The 13,658-nt window shown below is 75.1% G+C and carries 14 protein-coding genes; 3 read left to right on the top strand and 11 right to left on the bottom strand.

Features of this window, described 5'->3' with window-relative positions; translation table 11 throughout:
• Positions 1-17: 17 nt before the first annotated feature.
• From GA0070214_RS21770 to GA0070214_RS21750, 5 genes are all read right to left on the bottom strand, one after another.
• Positions 18-911: a septum formation family protein gene (locus GA0070214_RS21770; protein ID WP_091267086.1), complete on the bottom strand. Its 894-nt coding sequence runs from the start codon at positions 909-911 to the stop codon at positions 18-20.
• Between the two features lie 96 nt (positions 912-1,007).
• Positions 1,008-1,436 (bottom strand): aspartate 1-decarboxylase, encoded by a 429-nt coding sequence (panD, locus tag GA0070214_RS21765; protein ID WP_091267084.1) that lies wholly within the window; start codon positions 1,434-1,436, stop codon positions 1,008-1,010.
• A 32-nt stretch (positions 1,437-1,468) separates the two neighbouring features.
• Positions 1,469-2,317 (bottom strand): pantoate--beta-alanine ligase, encoded by an 849-nt coding sequence (panC, locus tag GA0070214_RS21760; protein ID WP_091267081.1) that lies wholly within the window; start codon positions 2,315-2,317, stop codon positions 1,469-1,471.
• Positions 2,317-3,264 (bottom strand): Rossmann-like and DUF2520 domain-containing protein, encoded by a 948-nt coding sequence (locus GA0070214_RS21755; protein WP_091267076.1) that lies wholly within the window; start codon positions 3,262-3,264, stop codon positions 2,317-2,319. Before GA0070214_RS21755 ends, panC begins: the two co-directional genes overlap by 1 nt.
• A gap of 145 nt (positions 3,265-3,409) precedes the next feature.
• Positions 3,410-4,687 carry a phytase gene (locus GA0070214_RS21750; protein WP_091267070.1) on the bottom strand — a complete coding sequence of 426 codons (1,278 nt, stop codon included), beginning with the start codon at positions 4,685-4,687 and terminating at the stop codon, positions 3,410-3,412.
• Between the two features lie 54 nt (positions 4,688-4,741).
• On the opposite strand from GA0070214_RS21750, the gene GA0070214_RS21745 reads away from it, so the two are divergent.
• Together GA0070214_RS21745 and GA0070214_RS21740 are read left to right on the top strand one after the other, a co-directional pair.
• The gene (locus GA0070214_RS21745; RefSeq protein WP_091267067.1) at positions 4,742-5,869 is read left to right on the top strand and encodes an SAM-dependent methyltransferase; all 1,128 of its coding nucleotides are present in this window, start codon (positions 4,742-4,744) and stop codon (positions 5,867-5,869) included.
• Positions 5,866-7,035, top strand: coding sequence for an NADH-quinone oxidoreductase subunit D (locus tag GA0070214_RS21740; protein ID WP_204343179.1), 1,170 nt, complete (start codon positions 5,866-5,868; stop codon positions 7,033-7,035). Before GA0070214_RS21745 ends, GA0070214_RS21740 begins: the two co-directional genes overlap by 4 nt.
• Positions 7,036-7,050: 15 nt before the next feature.
• On the opposite strand, the gene GA0070214_RS21735 is transcribed toward GA0070214_RS21740, so the two are convergent.
• The 4 genes from GA0070214_RS21735 to GA0070214_RS21720 all read right to left on the bottom strand — a co-directional run bounded on the left by GA0070214_RS21735 (position 7,051) and on the right by GA0070214_RS21720 (position 11,705).
• Complete coding sequence (locus tag GA0070214_RS21735) at positions 7,051-8,991, bottom strand: hypothetical protein (protein WP_208602857.1); 1,941 nt, start codon at positions 8,989-8,991, stop codon at positions 7,051-7,053.
• A 147-nt stretch (positions 8,992-9,138) separates the two neighbouring features.
• Positions 9,139-10,143 carry a glycine betaine ABC transporter substrate-binding protein gene (locus GA0070214_RS21730; protein WP_091267625.1) on the bottom strand — a complete coding sequence of 335 codons (1,005 nt, stop codon included), beginning with the start codon at positions 10,141-10,143 and terminating at the stop codon, positions 9,139-9,141.
• A gap of 156 nt (positions 10,144-10,299) precedes the next feature.
• A complete protein-coding gene (locus GA0070214_RS21725; protein ID WP_091267061.1) occupies positions 10,300-11,022 on the bottom strand; it encodes an ABC transporter permease in 723 nt (240 codons plus the stop codon).
• Positions 11,019-11,705: an ABC transporter permease gene (locus GA0070214_RS21720; RefSeq protein WP_091267058.1), complete on the bottom strand. Its 687-nt coding sequence runs from the start codon at positions 11,703-11,705 to the stop codon at positions 11,019-11,021. Before GA0070214_RS21720 ends, GA0070214_RS21725 begins: the two co-directional genes overlap by 4 nt.
• Before the next feature lie 2 nt (positions 11,706-11,707).
• On the opposite strand from GA0070214_RS21720, the gene GA0070214_RS21715 reads away from it, so the two are divergent.
• Positions 11,708-12,694, top strand: coding sequence for an ABC transporter ATP-binding protein (locus tag GA0070214_RS21715; protein ID WP_091267055.1), 987 nt, complete (start codon positions 11,708-11,710; stop codon positions 12,692-12,694).
• Between the two features lie 31 nt (positions 12,695-12,725).
• Here the strand turns inward: GA0070214_RS21715 and GA0070214_RS21710 are convergent, their stop codons facing one another.
• Positions 12,726-13,226: a hypothetical protein gene (locus tag GA0070214_RS21710; RefSeq protein WP_091267053.1), complete on the bottom strand. Its 501-nt coding sequence runs from the start codon at positions 13,224-13,226 to the stop codon at positions 12,726-12,728.
• An 81-nt stretch (positions 13,227-13,307) separates the two neighbouring features.
• Entirely contained in the window at positions 13,308-13,616 is a 309-nt protein-coding gene (locus GA0070214_RS21705; RefSeq protein WP_091267050.1) for a hypothetical protein, read from the bottom strand.
• Between the last annotated feature and the right edge of the window lie 42 nt (positions 13,617-13,658).

The raw sequence follows: 13,658 nt of genomic DNA, 5'->3' as shown, positions 1-13,658 counted from the left end.
GGGACGAGTGGTTTCGGCTACCTCGTCCGGACCGGGAGGCCCGCCGTGCCGGCCCCCTTGAGCGAGGCGGTCACCGTGCGGTCGCTCAGCCAGAGATAGCAGCGCACGCCCCGGTCACCGGCCGCCCACCGGCCGGCGCCGGGCGGGCGGACCACCACGCCGCTGCGGAACCGCAGGGTCGGGTCGTCGGGCACGCCGGCGTACCGGGCCAGGACGCTGTTGCAGCCGGTGTAGAGGGGCGCCCAGTCCGCGTCCTTCGTCGGGTACGGGCGGTCCGGCGCCGCCCACACCCCGACGAACTCGGCGTCGTGCGCGGTGCGGCAGTCGACCGGGGTGAGGGTCTGCACCCGGCGGGCGTCCCGGCCGGTGCGCTGGCAGCCCAGGCGCAGCGGGGACGGCCCCTTGAGCGCGTCCCGCAGGCTGCCCGTCCGGGTCACCACGGTCGCCGCCGCCTCGACCGTGGTCAACTCGGTCAGGTCGCAGCGGTACCAGCGGGACCCGGCCGCCCAGCCCGGCCCGGTGGGCAGCGCCACGGCCAGCCGCAGCCGGCCCGCCCGCCAGTTGTCGCCGAGGTAGCCGCCGGCCCGGGTGTCGCACTCGGCGAAGGCGGCACGCAGCCCGGGCGAGCCGAGCGCCGGCGGACCGGGCCGCTCCGCCGGGAACGTCCCCACGTGCACCGTCTCCACCCGGTGCGGCAGGTCGCAGCCGACCGGGTCGTAGCCCGACAGGCTCACCGTGGGGGTGAAGTCGGCGACCTGGCAGGCCCCGGCGGCCGGGGTGAACGCGCCGGCCGGCGGCAGCGCGCCCCAGTCGTCGGTGAGATCCCCGTCGAGGCCGCCCGCCGAGGCACAACCGGCCAGCGCCGCCCCCGCGACCAACGCGGCGACGAGACTCCGCATCGCCCGGCCCATCGCGCCTCCCCCAGCCCGACGACCGTCGATTCCGACGGCCCGACAAGGGTAGCGGGAAATGACCTTCCGGTGACAGACCGTGCGTGCGGCCCCGGGTCAGTTGAGGGCGGCGGCCAGCGGGTTGGGGACGGGGTCGCCGGCCGTGCCCGGCGCGGCCGTGGTCGGGTCGGCGGTCAGGTCGACGACCTTGTTGTCGGCGTCGACGTGCACCACCCGGGGCTGGTACGCGCGCGCCTCGGCGTCGTCCATCTGCCCGTACGAGATGAGGATGACCAGGTCACCCGGGTGCACGAGGTGCGCGGCGGCGCCGTTGATGCCGATCACGCCGCTGCCCCGCCGCCCGGGAATCACGTAGGTCTCCAGCCGGGCGCCGTTGGTGATGTCCACGATCGCGACCTGCTCGCCGGGGATGAGGTCGGCCGCGTCGAGCAGATCCTCGTCCACCGTCACCGAGCCGACGTAGTGCAGGTCGGCCTGGGTCACCGTGGCCCGGTGGATCTTCGACTTGAGCATGGTCCGGAGCATCGAAGTGCCTTTCGGAAAAGAAGCTGGTGGAGTCAGGAACGCGGAGCGAGGTGGAGCGCCGTGTTGTCGATCAGGCGGGTGGCGCCCACCCAGGCGGCGACCAGCAGCCGCGCCGCGCCGGAGACCGGGCCGGGCTCCAGGTCGGCGTCGGTGAGCACCAGGTAGTCGAGGCGGGCGCCGGGCGTACCCGAGTCGAAGGCCCGGTGGGCGGCGGCCAGCACCGCACCGGCGTCGGCGCCCTGCTCGGCGGCCGCGACGCCGGCCCGCAGCGCCGCGGAGAGGCTCAGCGCGGCCTGCCGCTCGTCCGCCGACAGGTAGCGGTTGCGGCTGGACAGGGCCAGCCCGTCCGGTTCGCGCACGGTCGGCACGCCGACGATCTCCGTCGGCACGTCCAGGTCACGGACCATCCGCCGGACCAGGGTGAGCTGCTGGTAGTCCTTCTCGCCGAAGAAGGCCAGGTCGGGGCGGGTGAGCTGGAGCAGCTTCAGGACCACGGTGAGCACGCCGTGGAAGAAGCCGGGGCGGCTCAGCCCCTCCAGGTCCTCGCCGAGCGGCCCCGGGTTCAGCCGCACCTTCGGCTGGCCCTCCGGGTACATGTCCTCGACGGCGGGAGCGAAGACCACGTCCGCACCGGCCCGCCGGCAGATCTCCAGGTCGGTGTCCAGCGTGCGCGGGTAGCGGTCGAAGTCCTCGTTCGGGCCGAACTGGAGCGGGTTCACGAAGATCGTGACGAGCACGTGGTCGGCCCGCTCCCGGGCGGCCCGCAGCAGGGTCTCGTGCCCCGAGTGCAGCGCACCCATGGTCATCACCACACCGACCGTGCCGGTCAGCCCCTCGCGGGCCGCCGCCAGCTCCTTGCGGGTGTGCACCAACTCGGTCATCAGGCCGCAACCTCCATACCGTCGAGTACGTCCAGCAGCGGCGCCGCGTCGGCCGGCCGCAGCCGGCCCGCCGCGATCGCGCGATCCGCCGTCCGTCGGGCCAACGCCAGGTAGGGGGGCACGGATTCCGGGGCGGTCGCGGCCAGCCGCTCCAGGTGCCGGCGTACGGTGCCCGCGTCGCCCCGGGAGACCGGGCCGGTGAGCGCGTCGTCGCCGAGCCGCAACGCGTTCTCCAGGGCGGCCCGCAGCAGCGGGGCGAGCACCTTCTCCGGCCGGTCCACCCCGGCGTCACGGAGCCGGTCGGCCGCCTCGTTGACCAGGGTCACCAGGTGGTTCGCGCCGTGTGCCAGGGCCGCGTGGTAGAGCGGCCGGTCGCCCTCCGCCACCCACTCGGGCACGCCGCCCAGGTCCGCCACCAGCCGGGCGGCGAGCGGACGCAGCTCGGCCGGGGCGGTCACCCCGTAGGAGATGCCGGCGAGGCGGGTGAGGTCGTCCGGCGTACCCGTGAAGGTCATGGCCGGGTGCAGCGCGAGCGGCCGCGCGCCCACTGTGGCGGCCGGGGCGAGGACGGCCAGCCCGTGCGCGCCGGAGGTGTGCGCGACCACCTGACCGGGGCGCAGCGCGCCGGCCTCGGCCAGGCCGGCCACCACGCCGGCGAGGGCGTCGTCGGGGACCGCGACGACCAGCAGGTCGGTGGCGGCGCGCGCCACGGCGGCCGCGGAGCGGGTGGGGGTCTGGGGCAGCAGCAGCGCCATCCGGGCCCGGGTGGCGCCGGAGGCACCCGCGGCGGCGACCACCCGGTGGCCGGCCGCGGCGAGGGCCGCGCCGAGCACGGCGCCGACCCGGCCGGCGCCGATCACGCCGACCGTGAGGGTGCGCGGGAAGACGAGCGGGGCGTCGGCGGCCCGGTGCGGGGCGGCCGGACGCGAACGCAGCGGTGCGCTCATGGCAATCGATCCAGTCCTCGAAGGGGGTACCGGTCGATCGCAAGTATGCGCCGGGGCCACAGAGCCGAAACAAGGATGTGTGAAAACCTTCACCGACGGCGCGACGGGGCCCCTCCGGAAGCGCGGAGCGGCCCCTTCTGTTACGTCAGCGCCGGTCGCGCAGGAAGCCCGCGTCGACGAACTTGAAGTCCGTGTCGGGGCGCGCCTCGCCGTCCCCGCCCGGCGTCTCCGGGGTGTTCCGGCCGTCGTGCACCACCAGCAGGCCCCCCGAGAAGCCCGGCAACGGGGTGGCCGTCACCGCCGCGCCGTCACACTCCTGCGCGCCGTCGACCCGGCCGTCGACCACCGCGAACCGCCCGGTGGGCCGGTTGGTGCGCCGGTCGTAGGTGTAGAAGGTGTCGTCGCCCTGGCTGGAGACGATCAGGGTGCCGGTCAGCCGGCCGCTCCGGTGGATGGTCAGCCCCTCGACGTCCTGGGCGATCCGCCCGCCGAAGCCCGGATCGGCGGAGAGGTCGGTCACGCAGTCGTCCTGCTCGGGGTCGAACGCCGCCGGGACGCCGTACTCGTGGACCCGCTCGACCGGCCGCGGGGCGCCGGCGAACCGGCCGCCGACCAGCCGGGTCCGCCACAGGCCGACCTTCTCCTGGGCCAGGTAGACCACGCCGGTGCCCGGATCCACCACGGTCCCCTCGACCTGCGGGCCGTCGCCCGGGTCGGTGCACGGCGACCACGTGGTCCCGTCCGGCAGGGTGAACGCCGACGGGAGCACGAGCCGGTCCACCGGCCGGTAGCTGACCCGGCCCGCCCGCTCCACCAGGCGGAACACCCCCACCTCGGGGGTGCTGCGCCGGCTCACCACCGCGTACGTGGCCCCGTCGGCGTCGACGAAGGTGCCCAGCCCGTACGCGGTGCGCTGCTCGTTCACCTCGGCCTGGTCCCGGCTGAACGCGAACGGCACGTCCGGAGCGGTGACGTCCGTGAGCCGCCGGGTGACCGGGTCGATCCGGTAGAAGCGCAGCGTGTCCCGCCCCCGGTCGGTGACCACGGCCAGGTCCGCGGCCCGCCCGCCCAGCCGGAAGCCGGCCACCAGGTCGACGTTGTTGAATCGGCCGGGCTCGTCGTCGGGTCCCGGGGCCGGCGGCGTGGCGATCGACTGCCGCTCACGGGCCCGCAGGTCGTACACCCGCAGGCCGCCGTTCTTCGCGGCGGCGATGACCAGGCTGCCCGCCCGGTCGGTCGGGTGCACCCAGATCGCCGGGTCGTCGGCGTCCGCGTCGCCACCGGCCTCGTCGTCGAAGAGGGAGGCGGTCTCGGTCACCGCCCGGACCGGGCGCGGGGTGTCGGCCGCCGGCGCGGCCACGGCGGGGGCGGCGACCAGCAGCAGCGGCACGACGGCCAGCGCGGGGATCGCGGTTCGTCTCATGTCCGCTCACCGTAGGGTCGGCACGGTGACGCCCCCTGAACGAGGAATGAACTGATGGCGCTCCGCTGGCGCGAGGCGATGTCCACGGCCCTCTACGGGCCCGACGGCTTCTTCGTCTCCGGCCCGGGGCCCGTGGCCCACTTCCGCACGAGCGTCCACGCCTCTCCGGTCTTCTCCTCGTGTCTGCTTCGGTTGCTGTCTTCTGTCGATGCCGCCCTCGGCCATCCCGCGCGGCTCGACGTGGTGGACGTGGGCGCCGGTCGGGGGGAGCTGTTGCGGTCGTTGTCGGTCGCGCTTCGGGTTTCGGGGGAGCCCGCCGCCGCGCCGCTTCCGCTTGCCGAGCGGGTACGCCTCGTCGCCGTCGAGAAGGCGCCCCGACCGGACGACCTGCCGGCGGAGATCGAGTGGGTGGACGAGATCCCGCAGGGCGTCACGGGGCTGCTGGTGGCCACCGAGTGGCTGGACAACGTCCCGCTGGACCTTGCCGTGCACACCCCCGAGGGCTGGCGGTATCTGCTGGTGGACCCGGCGACGGGCGAGGAGTCGACGGGTGACCCGGTCGACGCCGAGGACGCCGACTGGCTGGACCAGTGGTGGCCCGCCCCAGCCCCAGCCCCGACCCCGGCCCCGGCCCCAGCCCCGGCCCCGGCGTCGATCAAGAAGTTTGCGTCAGGAATGGGCCCGGAGTCGGACGCAAACTTCTTGATCAACGGGGTGGGCGGGCGTGGCGAGGTGGGGCGGAGCCGGGATGAGGCCTGGGCGGCGGCGATCACGCACCTCGATCGGGGGGTGGCGTTGGCCGTGGACTACGGGCACCTGCGGGAGGGTCGGCCGGCCGGCGGGACGATGACCGGGTATCGGGGTGGGCGGCAGGTGGCGCCGGTGCCGGACGGATCGTGTGACGTGACGGCGCACGTGGCCGTCGACTCGGTCGCCTCTGCCGGTGAGCGGGTCGCGCGGTGTGCGTACACCCTGGTGTCGCAGCGGGAGGGGCTGCGGGCGCTCGGGGCCGACGGCGGGCGACCGCCGCTGAGCCTGGCCTCGCGGGACCCGGCCGGCTACGTGCGGGCGCTCGCCGCCGCGTCGGCGGTGGCCGAGCTGACCGACCCGGCCGGCCTCGGCGGGCACTGGTGGCTCCTGCAACCGGTCGGCGTCACCCTCAATCCGCTCATGGCACGATGACGGACATGACCACCGACGCCGGCGACCTCCGCGAACTGACCGTCGGCACCGGGGCCGGCGGGGAGCAGCTCGGCACCGACATGGTGCTCAACATCGGGCCGCAGCACCCGTCGACGCACGGCGTGCTCCGGCTCAAGCTGGTGCTCGACGGCGAGCGGGTGGTGTCCGCCGAGCCGATCGTCGGCTACATGCACCGGGGCGCCGAGAAGCTGTTCGAGGTGCGCGACTACCGGCAGATCATCGTGCTGGCCAACCGGCACGACTGGCTCTCCGCGTTCTCCAACGAGCTGGGCGTGGTGCTCGCCGTCGAGCGGCTCATGGGCATGGAGGTGCCGGAGCGGGCGACCTGGCTGCGGATGGCGCTCGCCGAGCTGAACCGGGTGCTCAACCACCTGATGTTCCTCGGCTCCTACCCGCTGGAGATCGGCGCGATCACGCCGATGTTCTACGCGTTCCGCGAACGGGAGACCATCCAGGCGGTGATGGAGGAGGTCTCCGGCGGCCGGATCCACTACATGTTCAACCGGGTCGGCGGGCTCAAGGAGGAGGTGCCGGCGGGCTGGACCGGGCGGGCCCGGGCGGCCATCGGCGAGGTCCGCCGCCGGATGCCCGACCTGGACAACCTGATCCGGCGCAACGACATCTTCCTGGCCCGCACCGTCGGGGTGGGCGTGCTGTCGGCGGCCGACGCCGCCGCGTTCGGCGCCTCCGGGCCGGTCGCCCGGGCCTCCGGGCTCGACCTGGACCTGCGCCGGGACGAGCCCTACCTGGCCTACGACCAGCTCGACGTGCCCGTGGTGACCAAGACCGCCGGGGACTGCCACGCCCGCTTCGAGGTGCTGCTCGACCAGGTGTACGCCTCGCTGGACCTCGCCGAGCAGTGCCTGGACCGGGTCGACCGGCTCACCGGGCCGGTGAACACCCGGCTGCCCAAGGTCGTGAAGGCGCCCGAGGGGCACACCTACGCCTGGACCGAGAACCCGCTCGGCATCAACGGCTACTACCTGGTGTCGCGGGGCGAGAAGACGCCCTGGCGGCTCAAGCTGCGCACCGCCTCGTACGCCAACGTGCAGGCGCTGGCGACCCTGCTCCCGGGCTGCCTCGTGCCGGACCTGATCGCCATCCTGGGCTCGATGTTCTTCGTGGTCGGCGACATCGACAAGTAGCTCGCGGGCGCCCGGTCAGCGCCAGCGGTCGGTGGCCCGGGTGCCGCCGGCCCGGGGAGCGTCGTCGCGCGGCGGGTAGCCGTAGCGGGCCGGCTCGGGCTCGGCCTGACGCCACTCCGGCTGGCCGCTGCGCTGCGCCGGTGGCCGCCACTCGTCCGGCACCGGCACCCCGCCGGCCGGGAGCGCCGGTCGGCTCTCCTCGGCCCAGCCGCCACCCGGCTCGCCGGCGCTGCCGCGTACGGACGCCCAGCGGTCCTCGATCCGGTACTCGGTGCCGCCACCGTCGGCGTGCACCGCGGCCCGCCGCTCCCCGACCCGGATCTCCCGGCCGTGCTCGTCGTCGCGGACCGCGGCCCACCGGTTGCCGGTGCGCAGCTCCGACCAGTAGTCGCCGTCCGGGTCGTCGGCCGCCGCCCGGCCCGCGTCCGTCCCCGCCCAGCCGTCGGCCGCCTGCTCGCCGTAGCCGGCGCGGTCACCCTGACCCGACCAGTTGCCCCGGCCGGCCCAGGCGCCCTGCCCGGTCCGGTCGGCCTGACCCGCCCACGGACCGCCCTGCCCGGCGCGGTCGGCCTGACCCGCCCAGGTGCCCGGGCCACCGCGGCCGACGTCGTCGCGGGCGGCGGACCAGGACCGGTCGTCGGCCGGGTCGGCGGACCAGCCTCGATCGTCGCCCTCCCGTGCCGACCAGGCCCGGTCGTCGTCCGTCTGCCGTGCGGACCAGCCGCGGTCCTCGTCCTCCCGCGCCGACCGGCCCCGGTCGTCGCTCTCGCGCGCGGGCCAGCCCCGGTCCTCGCCGTGTGCCCGGCCGACGCCCGCCCACGGGTGCGCACCGCCGGCCGTACCCGACCAGGAGGCGTCCTCCCGGGAGCCGGCCGACCCGGACCAGCCGGCCTGGGCCGACCGGGAGCGCTCGTCCCGACCGGGCCGGGCACGGTCGTCGTCGGCGTCCCGGTACCCGGCGCGGGGGCGGTCGTCGTCGGCGTCCCGGTATCCGGCGCGGGGGCGGTCGTCGTCGGCGTCCCGGTACCCGGCGCGGAGGCGGTCCTCCGGCTCGGCGCCGGACCACGGGCGGTCGTCCGGTGCCGGAGACCAGCGGCCGGCGTACCCGCCGTACCGGCTGCCGGCCGGGTCCGCGCCGCCGTCCACGATGGTGTGCCGGGTGGTGACGTGCACGGTCTCGGTGTGGTGCACCACCCCGACCGGCCGGGGCTCCGGGCGGGTCTCCGGCTCGGGAGCCCGCGACGCGCCGTAGACACCGGCCTGCGGGCGGTCGCCACCGTAGCCGCCGGCCTGGGAGCGGTCGCCGCCGTAGACACCGGCCTGGGCGCGGTCGGCGCCGTAGACGCCCGACTGGGCGCGGTCGGTGCCGTGGCCGGGGCGGTCGGCCGCGGCGGCGCCGTACCGGGTGCCGGACTGCGGGCGGCGCGCGGCCTCGTCCTCGTCCCGCCCGGCGGGCTGCGCCCGGCCCGGCTCGGTGCGCGACCGCCCCTCGTCGTGGGGCTCGGTGACCGGCACCCGGGCCCGGCCGCCGGCCGGTTCGTCGGCGGGGGACGTGGTCAACCCCGCCGCGGCGGCGATGCCGGCAGCCGCGGCGTCGAGCCGGCGGCGCATCGCGGTGACCGACTCCTCGGTCCGCTGGGCCTGGTCGAGCGCCTGGTTGCCGCGCTGGGCGGCGGCCACGATCTCCCCGCGCAACTCCCGGCGGAGCCGCTCGATCTCCTCGTGCAGATCCTCCATGGCGGCCGCCCCGCCGCCGCTCTCGGCGCGCAGCGCCACGGAGAGACCGATCAGCACCACCGCGAGGATCGCCAGCACGGCGCCGAACCGGAGCGGGCCGTTGCCGTCGGCCACCAGCAGGATGAGCGCCGCCAGAGGCGCGAGCCCCACTCCGATCCAGAACAGGACGGTCAGCAGCTGGGGACTGCGGTTTCCGGCGGGGGCGACCGAGGCGGGCATGGCTGAGCAGACTACCGAGAGTTGCCCCGGTAGGGAACGGGCCGAAAGCCTCGATGTAGAGCCGGTGACCAGGGCTTCCCTCCGGCCACGGCGGCGGCCCGCCGGCGCCGGCGGGCCGGGGGCGGCCCGCCGGCGCGGCGGCGGTGGTCAGCTCGCGGCGAGCGCGGCGTCGGAGGAGAACACCAGCCCGACGCTGGCCGCGCCGGTCTTCAGGGCGTTCTTGGTCTGCGGGCCGCCCGCGTCCAGCGAGCTGAACGAGCCGGCCTTGAAGTCGTAGACCTCGACGAGGCCGGCCTGGCACTTCGGTCGCTGCGGGCACTCCGGCGGGCCGGCCAGCACGGTGGCGGTGCCGGAGCACTTGGCCGCCAGGTCGGAGAGGGTGGCGACCTGGTACTTGTCGGCGAACGCCTTGGTCACCGCGAAGGCGTTCTGGTCCTGCGCCTGGGCGGGCTGGCCGAAGCTGATGCCGACCTTGTCGCCGGCCGCCTTCAGCGCGCTGACCGTCTTGTCGAGCTCCGGCGAGGAGACCGGCTGGGCGTCCTTGCCGTTGGCCTTGGTGTTGAGGAACTCGGCCATGGTCGCCGCGTATTCGGGGACGACCTGGACCTGGCCCTTCTCCAGAGCCGGCTCGTAGAGCTCCCGGTTGCCGATGGTCTGCACCTTGACCTGGTAGCCGGCCGCGGTGAGCGCGATCTTGTAGAGCTCGGCGATGGTCTGGCTCTCGCTGAAGTTGCCGGCGCCGACCGTGATCTGGCCGCCGGGGCCCTTCTCGACGCCGTCGGTCAGGCCGTTGGCGTCGGCGAACTCCTTCGCCGCGACCTGCGGCGTCTTCCGGTCGACGTCGACCGCCCGGTTCAGCTCGATCAACTTGGGGGTGTCGAGCTTCGCGGAGACCTTGTCGAGCGCCGCGACGAGCTGCGGCGTGGCCGCCTTCGCGTTGATCGCGGGGATGACGTTGTCGGTGTTCTGGAGCTTCTTGTCGTCGGTGAGGACGGTGAGCTTGTCGCCCGCCACCGGGGCGCAGCCGGCCCCCGAGGCGCCCTGCTGGGGCGCGTCGGTGCCGGAGGAACCGGCGTCACCGCAGCCGGTGAGGAAGGTCGCCGCGGTGAGGACGCCGAGCGCCCCCACGGCCAGCCGTGAACGTGCGTGCATCATGCCCGCCTTCCGTGTCCCGGCGCGACCCGTCTCGGGCCGGCCGCGTGTCCGACGGGCGGTCCGATCGAACGCCCGCGTCTTCAGCCAATATCTTCCGGACCCGACCGACAACTCCGAGAGGGATTCGTCACCTGATCGTCATCCCCGAGGGGTTCAGACCCCCGCCGTCGCGTCGGCCGCGCGCCGGTTCGCCACCCGCCGGGCCCGGCGCAGCGGGCGCGGCGTGACCGCCCGCTCGACCAGCGCCAGCGCCCCCTCGACGAGCAGCGACAACCCGGCCACCAGGACACCGCCGGCGATGATCTGGCCGCCGCCGGCCGCGATGTCGAGCCCGAAGCCGGCCCGGATGATCTGCCCGAGCCCCCCGCCGTTGACGAACGAGGCCAGCGCCGCGGTGGCCACCACCTGGACTGCGGCGGTGCGGAACCCGGCCGCCAGGTAGGGCACCGCGAGCGGCAGCTCCACCCGGCGCAGCACCTGCCCGCCGGAGAGCCCCATCCCGCGCGCCGCGTCCCGGGCCTCCGGGTCGGCCTGCCGCACCCCCGTGTACGCGTTGGCCAGCAGCGGCGGCACCGCGAAGACGGCGAGCGCGACCACCACCGCCGGCCGGCCGAAGCCGAGGAAGGTCAGCGGCAGGATGGTCAGCAGGGCCAGCGTCGGGATGGCGAGTGTGACGTTGGACACCAGCAGCACCAGGCCGCCGCCCCGGCCGGTGTGCCCGAGCCAGAGCCCGATGGGCCAGGCCACCAGGCAGCCGAGCAGCACCGCCAGCGCGGACATGCTCAGGTGCTCGCCCAGCCGATCGAGGATGCCGCCCGGGTTCGTCCAGTTGAGCGGGTCGTTCAACCAGACGACCGCCTGCTGCACCGGGTTCACGAGTTCCGCCCTCGCAGCCAGGGGGTGAGCACCCGGCCGACGCCGGCCAGGATCAGGTCGAGCACCAGCGCCAGCAGCACGCAGAGCACGGTGCCGGTCATGATCTGGGCCTTGTAGAAGTTGTTCTGGAAGCCCGCGAAGATCAGCTGGCCGAGGCCGCCCCGACCGACCACCACGCCCACCGTGACCAGCGCCACCGTGGAGACCGTGGCCAGGCGTACGCCGGTGAGGATGCCGGGCAGCGCCAGCGGCAGCTCGATCCGAAACAGGCGGCCCCAGCGGCCGTAGCCCATGCCCTCGGCGGCCTCGCGCACCTCGGGGGGCACCTGGTTCAGCCCGGCCAGCGCGTTGCGCACGATCACCAGCAGCGCGTAGAGCGCCACCACGGTGAGCACGGTGATCGCGCCGATGCCCAGGTAGGGCGCCAGGAAGGCGAACAGCGCCAGCGACGGGACCGTGTAGAGCACCCCGGTCAGCGCCAGGATCGGCCCGGCCAGGGAGCGGAACCAGTACGCGGCCACCGCCAGCGGCAGCGCCACCAGCGCCGCGATCAGCACGGCCCGGGCGGTCAGCCAGGTGTGCTCGCGCAGCGCGGCCAGGATCGTGTCAGAGTTGTCCCGCACGTACTGCCAGGAGAACCACGGGTTACCGGGCGCGGCCCGGTAGCTCAGGTGGAGGGACACACGTGGACGTTACCCCGGGTGCCGGACACGGCGCCGCCTCGATCACGCTGGAGCGCATCCGCAAGCGCTACCCGGACGGCACCGAGGCGGTGCGGGAGCTGAGCCTGGAGGTGAAGGCCGGCGAACTGGTGGTGCTGATCGGCCCGTCCGGCTGCGGCAAGTCCACCGTGCTGCGCATGATCAACCGGCTGATCGAGCCCACCGACGGGCGGATCCTGCTCGGGGACGACGACGTCACCCGGGTCGACCCGGTGACGCTGCGTCGCCGGATCGGGTACGTGATCCAGAACGTCGGTCTCTTCCCGCACCAGACCGTCGCCGCCAACGTGGCCACCGTGCCGGGGCTGCTGGGGTGGCCCCGGGAGCGGACCCGGGCCCGGGTGGACGAGCTGCTGGAGCTCGTCGGCCTCGACCCGGGCCAGTTCGGCCGCCGCTACCCGCACGAGCTGTCCGGCGGCCAGCGGCAGCGGGTCGGCGTGGCCCGCGCACTCGCCGCCGACCCGGTGGTGCTGCTCATGGACGAGCCCTTCTCGGCCGTCGACCCGATCGTCCGGACCCGGCTCCAGGAGGAGTTCCTCCGGCTCCAGGCCGAGGTCCGCAAGACCATCGTGCTGGTCACCCACGACCTCGACGAGGCGGTCCGGCTGGGCGACCGGATCGCGGTGCTCTCCGAGGGCGGCCGCCTGGAGCAGTACGACACGCCGGCCGCCCTGCTCGGCTCCCCCGCCTCGCCGTTCGTGCGCGAGTTCGTGGGCGCCGACCGGGGCATCCGCCGGCTGGCGGTCACCCCGGTGACCCGGGACGTGCTCGACCCGCTCCCGGCCGACGGCGGGGCCGACCTGCCGACCGTGCCGCTCGGCGGCTCGGCGTACGACGCGTTGGGCGGCCTGCTCACCTCGGGCGCCGAGCACGCGGTCGTCACCGAGGACGGCCGGCCGCTGGGGCTGCTCAGCCGGGCCCGGCTGCTGGGCCTGGGCGTCCTGGACTGAGCCGTCGTCCCGGCCGCGTCGACCGGTTCGGTCAGGCCCTTCCGCCGAGGCTGGCCAGGCCGACGATCCAGCCGGCGAAGAAGCCGTAGGTGACGCCGGTGCTGGCGGCCTGGAAGGCGGCGAAGAGCGAGCCGTGCGGCCCGAGGAGGGTGGCCAGCAGGGCCGTGCACCCGGCGGCCAGCGCGTACGCGCCCCAGCCCGAGAAAAACTGGCTGCCCGAGCTGTCGACCCGGGCCACCTGCGGGCCGGGCAGCAGGTAGAGCAGCGCCGCGGCCAGCACGACCAGCAGGATCGCCCGCAGGTTGGTGGCGAGCACGCCCTGCGACGGGTCGTCGGCGTGCAGCCGCCAGGCCGGCCAGGCGAGCAGCCGGAGGAACCAGCCGCCGGCCCCGGTCGGGTCGGTGTGGTCCTGCACCCAGCCCACGTACATCGGACTGCCGCCCACCGCGACGAGCAGGAGCGCGGCGAGCGTGCCGGTGCCGGCGGCCGTGCCGTAGGCGGCGACGGTGCGGGGGCGGTTGGTGAGGGCCATGGAGCGGTCAGTTCCCGGGCCGCCGCGCCGGGCAAACCTGCGTACCCGCGAAACCGCCGAGGGCCGGCGGGTGGTCATCGTCTAGTGCTTCAGCAGGTAGTCGATGAAGGCGGCCCGCAGCAGCGGCGTGGACTCCTGCTCCTGGTAGCCGTGCCCGGTCATCTCCCGCCACAGGGCGTTGGCCTCGTCGATGATCGGCCCGATCGAGTTGGGGGCGCCGTCCAGGATCGCGGCCTCGTCCGCGTTGGGCATGTGCCGCAGCACCGTCCAGAAGAACTCGACGTCGCGGCGCTCCCGGGCCAGGTGGAACGCCTGCTCGCGCAGGTCCTCGGTGGAGAGCTTGTCCAGCTCGTCGAAGGTACGGCCGCCGGGGGCAGGAGTCTCCGTCATGCCGCCGAGCCTAACCGGCGAGATCAGCTCCGGCCGGACGGA

Origin of the sequence: Micromonospora chaiyaphumensis, from assembly GCF_900091435.1 — a bacterium.
GTDB lineage: Bacteria > Actinomycetota > Actinomycetes > Mycobacteriales > Micromonosporaceae > Micromonospora > Micromonospora chaiyaphumensis.
This window is presented reverse-complemented; position numbering and strand designations above follow the sequence as displayed.

Bases quoted from the DNA above. Each gene is read 5' to 3' on its own strand.
- GA0070214_RS21770 (WP_091267086.1), bottom strand. From the start codon at position 911: ATGGGCCGGGCGATGCGGAGTCTCGTCGCCGCGTTGGTCGCGGGGGCG.
- panD (WP_091267084.1), bottom strand. From the start codon at position 1,436: ATGCTCCGGACCATGCTCAAGTCGAAGATCCACCGGGCCACGGTGACC.
- panC (WP_091267081.1), bottom strand. From the start codon at position 2,317: ATGACCGAGTTGGTGCACACCCGCAAGGAGCTGGCGGCGGCCCGCGAG.
- GA0070214_RS21755 (WP_091267076.1), bottom strand. From the start codon at position 3,264: ATGAGCGCACCGCTGCGTTCGCGTCCGGCCGCCCCGCACCGGGCCGCC.
- GA0070214_RS21750 (WP_091267070.1), bottom strand. From the start codon at position 4,687: ATGAGACGAACCGCGATCCCCGCGCTGGCCGTCGTGCCGCTGCTGCTG.
- GA0070214_RS21745 (WP_091267067.1), top strand. From the start codon at position 4,742: ATGGCGCTCCGCTGGCGCGAGGCGATGTCCACGGCCCTCTACGGGCCC.
- GA0070214_RS21740 (WP_204343179.1), top strand. From the start codon at position 5,866: ATGACGGACATGACCACCGACGCCGGCGACCTCCGCGAACTGACCGTC.
- GA0070214_RS21735 (WP_208602857.1), bottom strand. From the start codon at position 8,991: ATGCCCGCCTCGGTCGCCCCCGCCGGAAACCGCAGTCCCCAGCTGCTG.
- GA0070214_RS21730 (WP_091267625.1), bottom strand. From the start codon at position 10,143: ATGCACGCACGTTCACGGCTGGCCGTGGGGGCGCTCGGCGTCCTCACC.
- GA0070214_RS21710 (WP_091267053.1), bottom strand. From the start codon at position 13,226: ATGGCCCTCACCAACCGCCCCCGCACCGTCGCCGCCTACGGCACGGCC.
- GA0070214_RS21705 (WP_091267050.1), bottom strand. From the start codon at position 13,616: ATGACGGAGACTCCTGCCCCCGGCGGCCGTACCTTCGACGAGCTGGAC.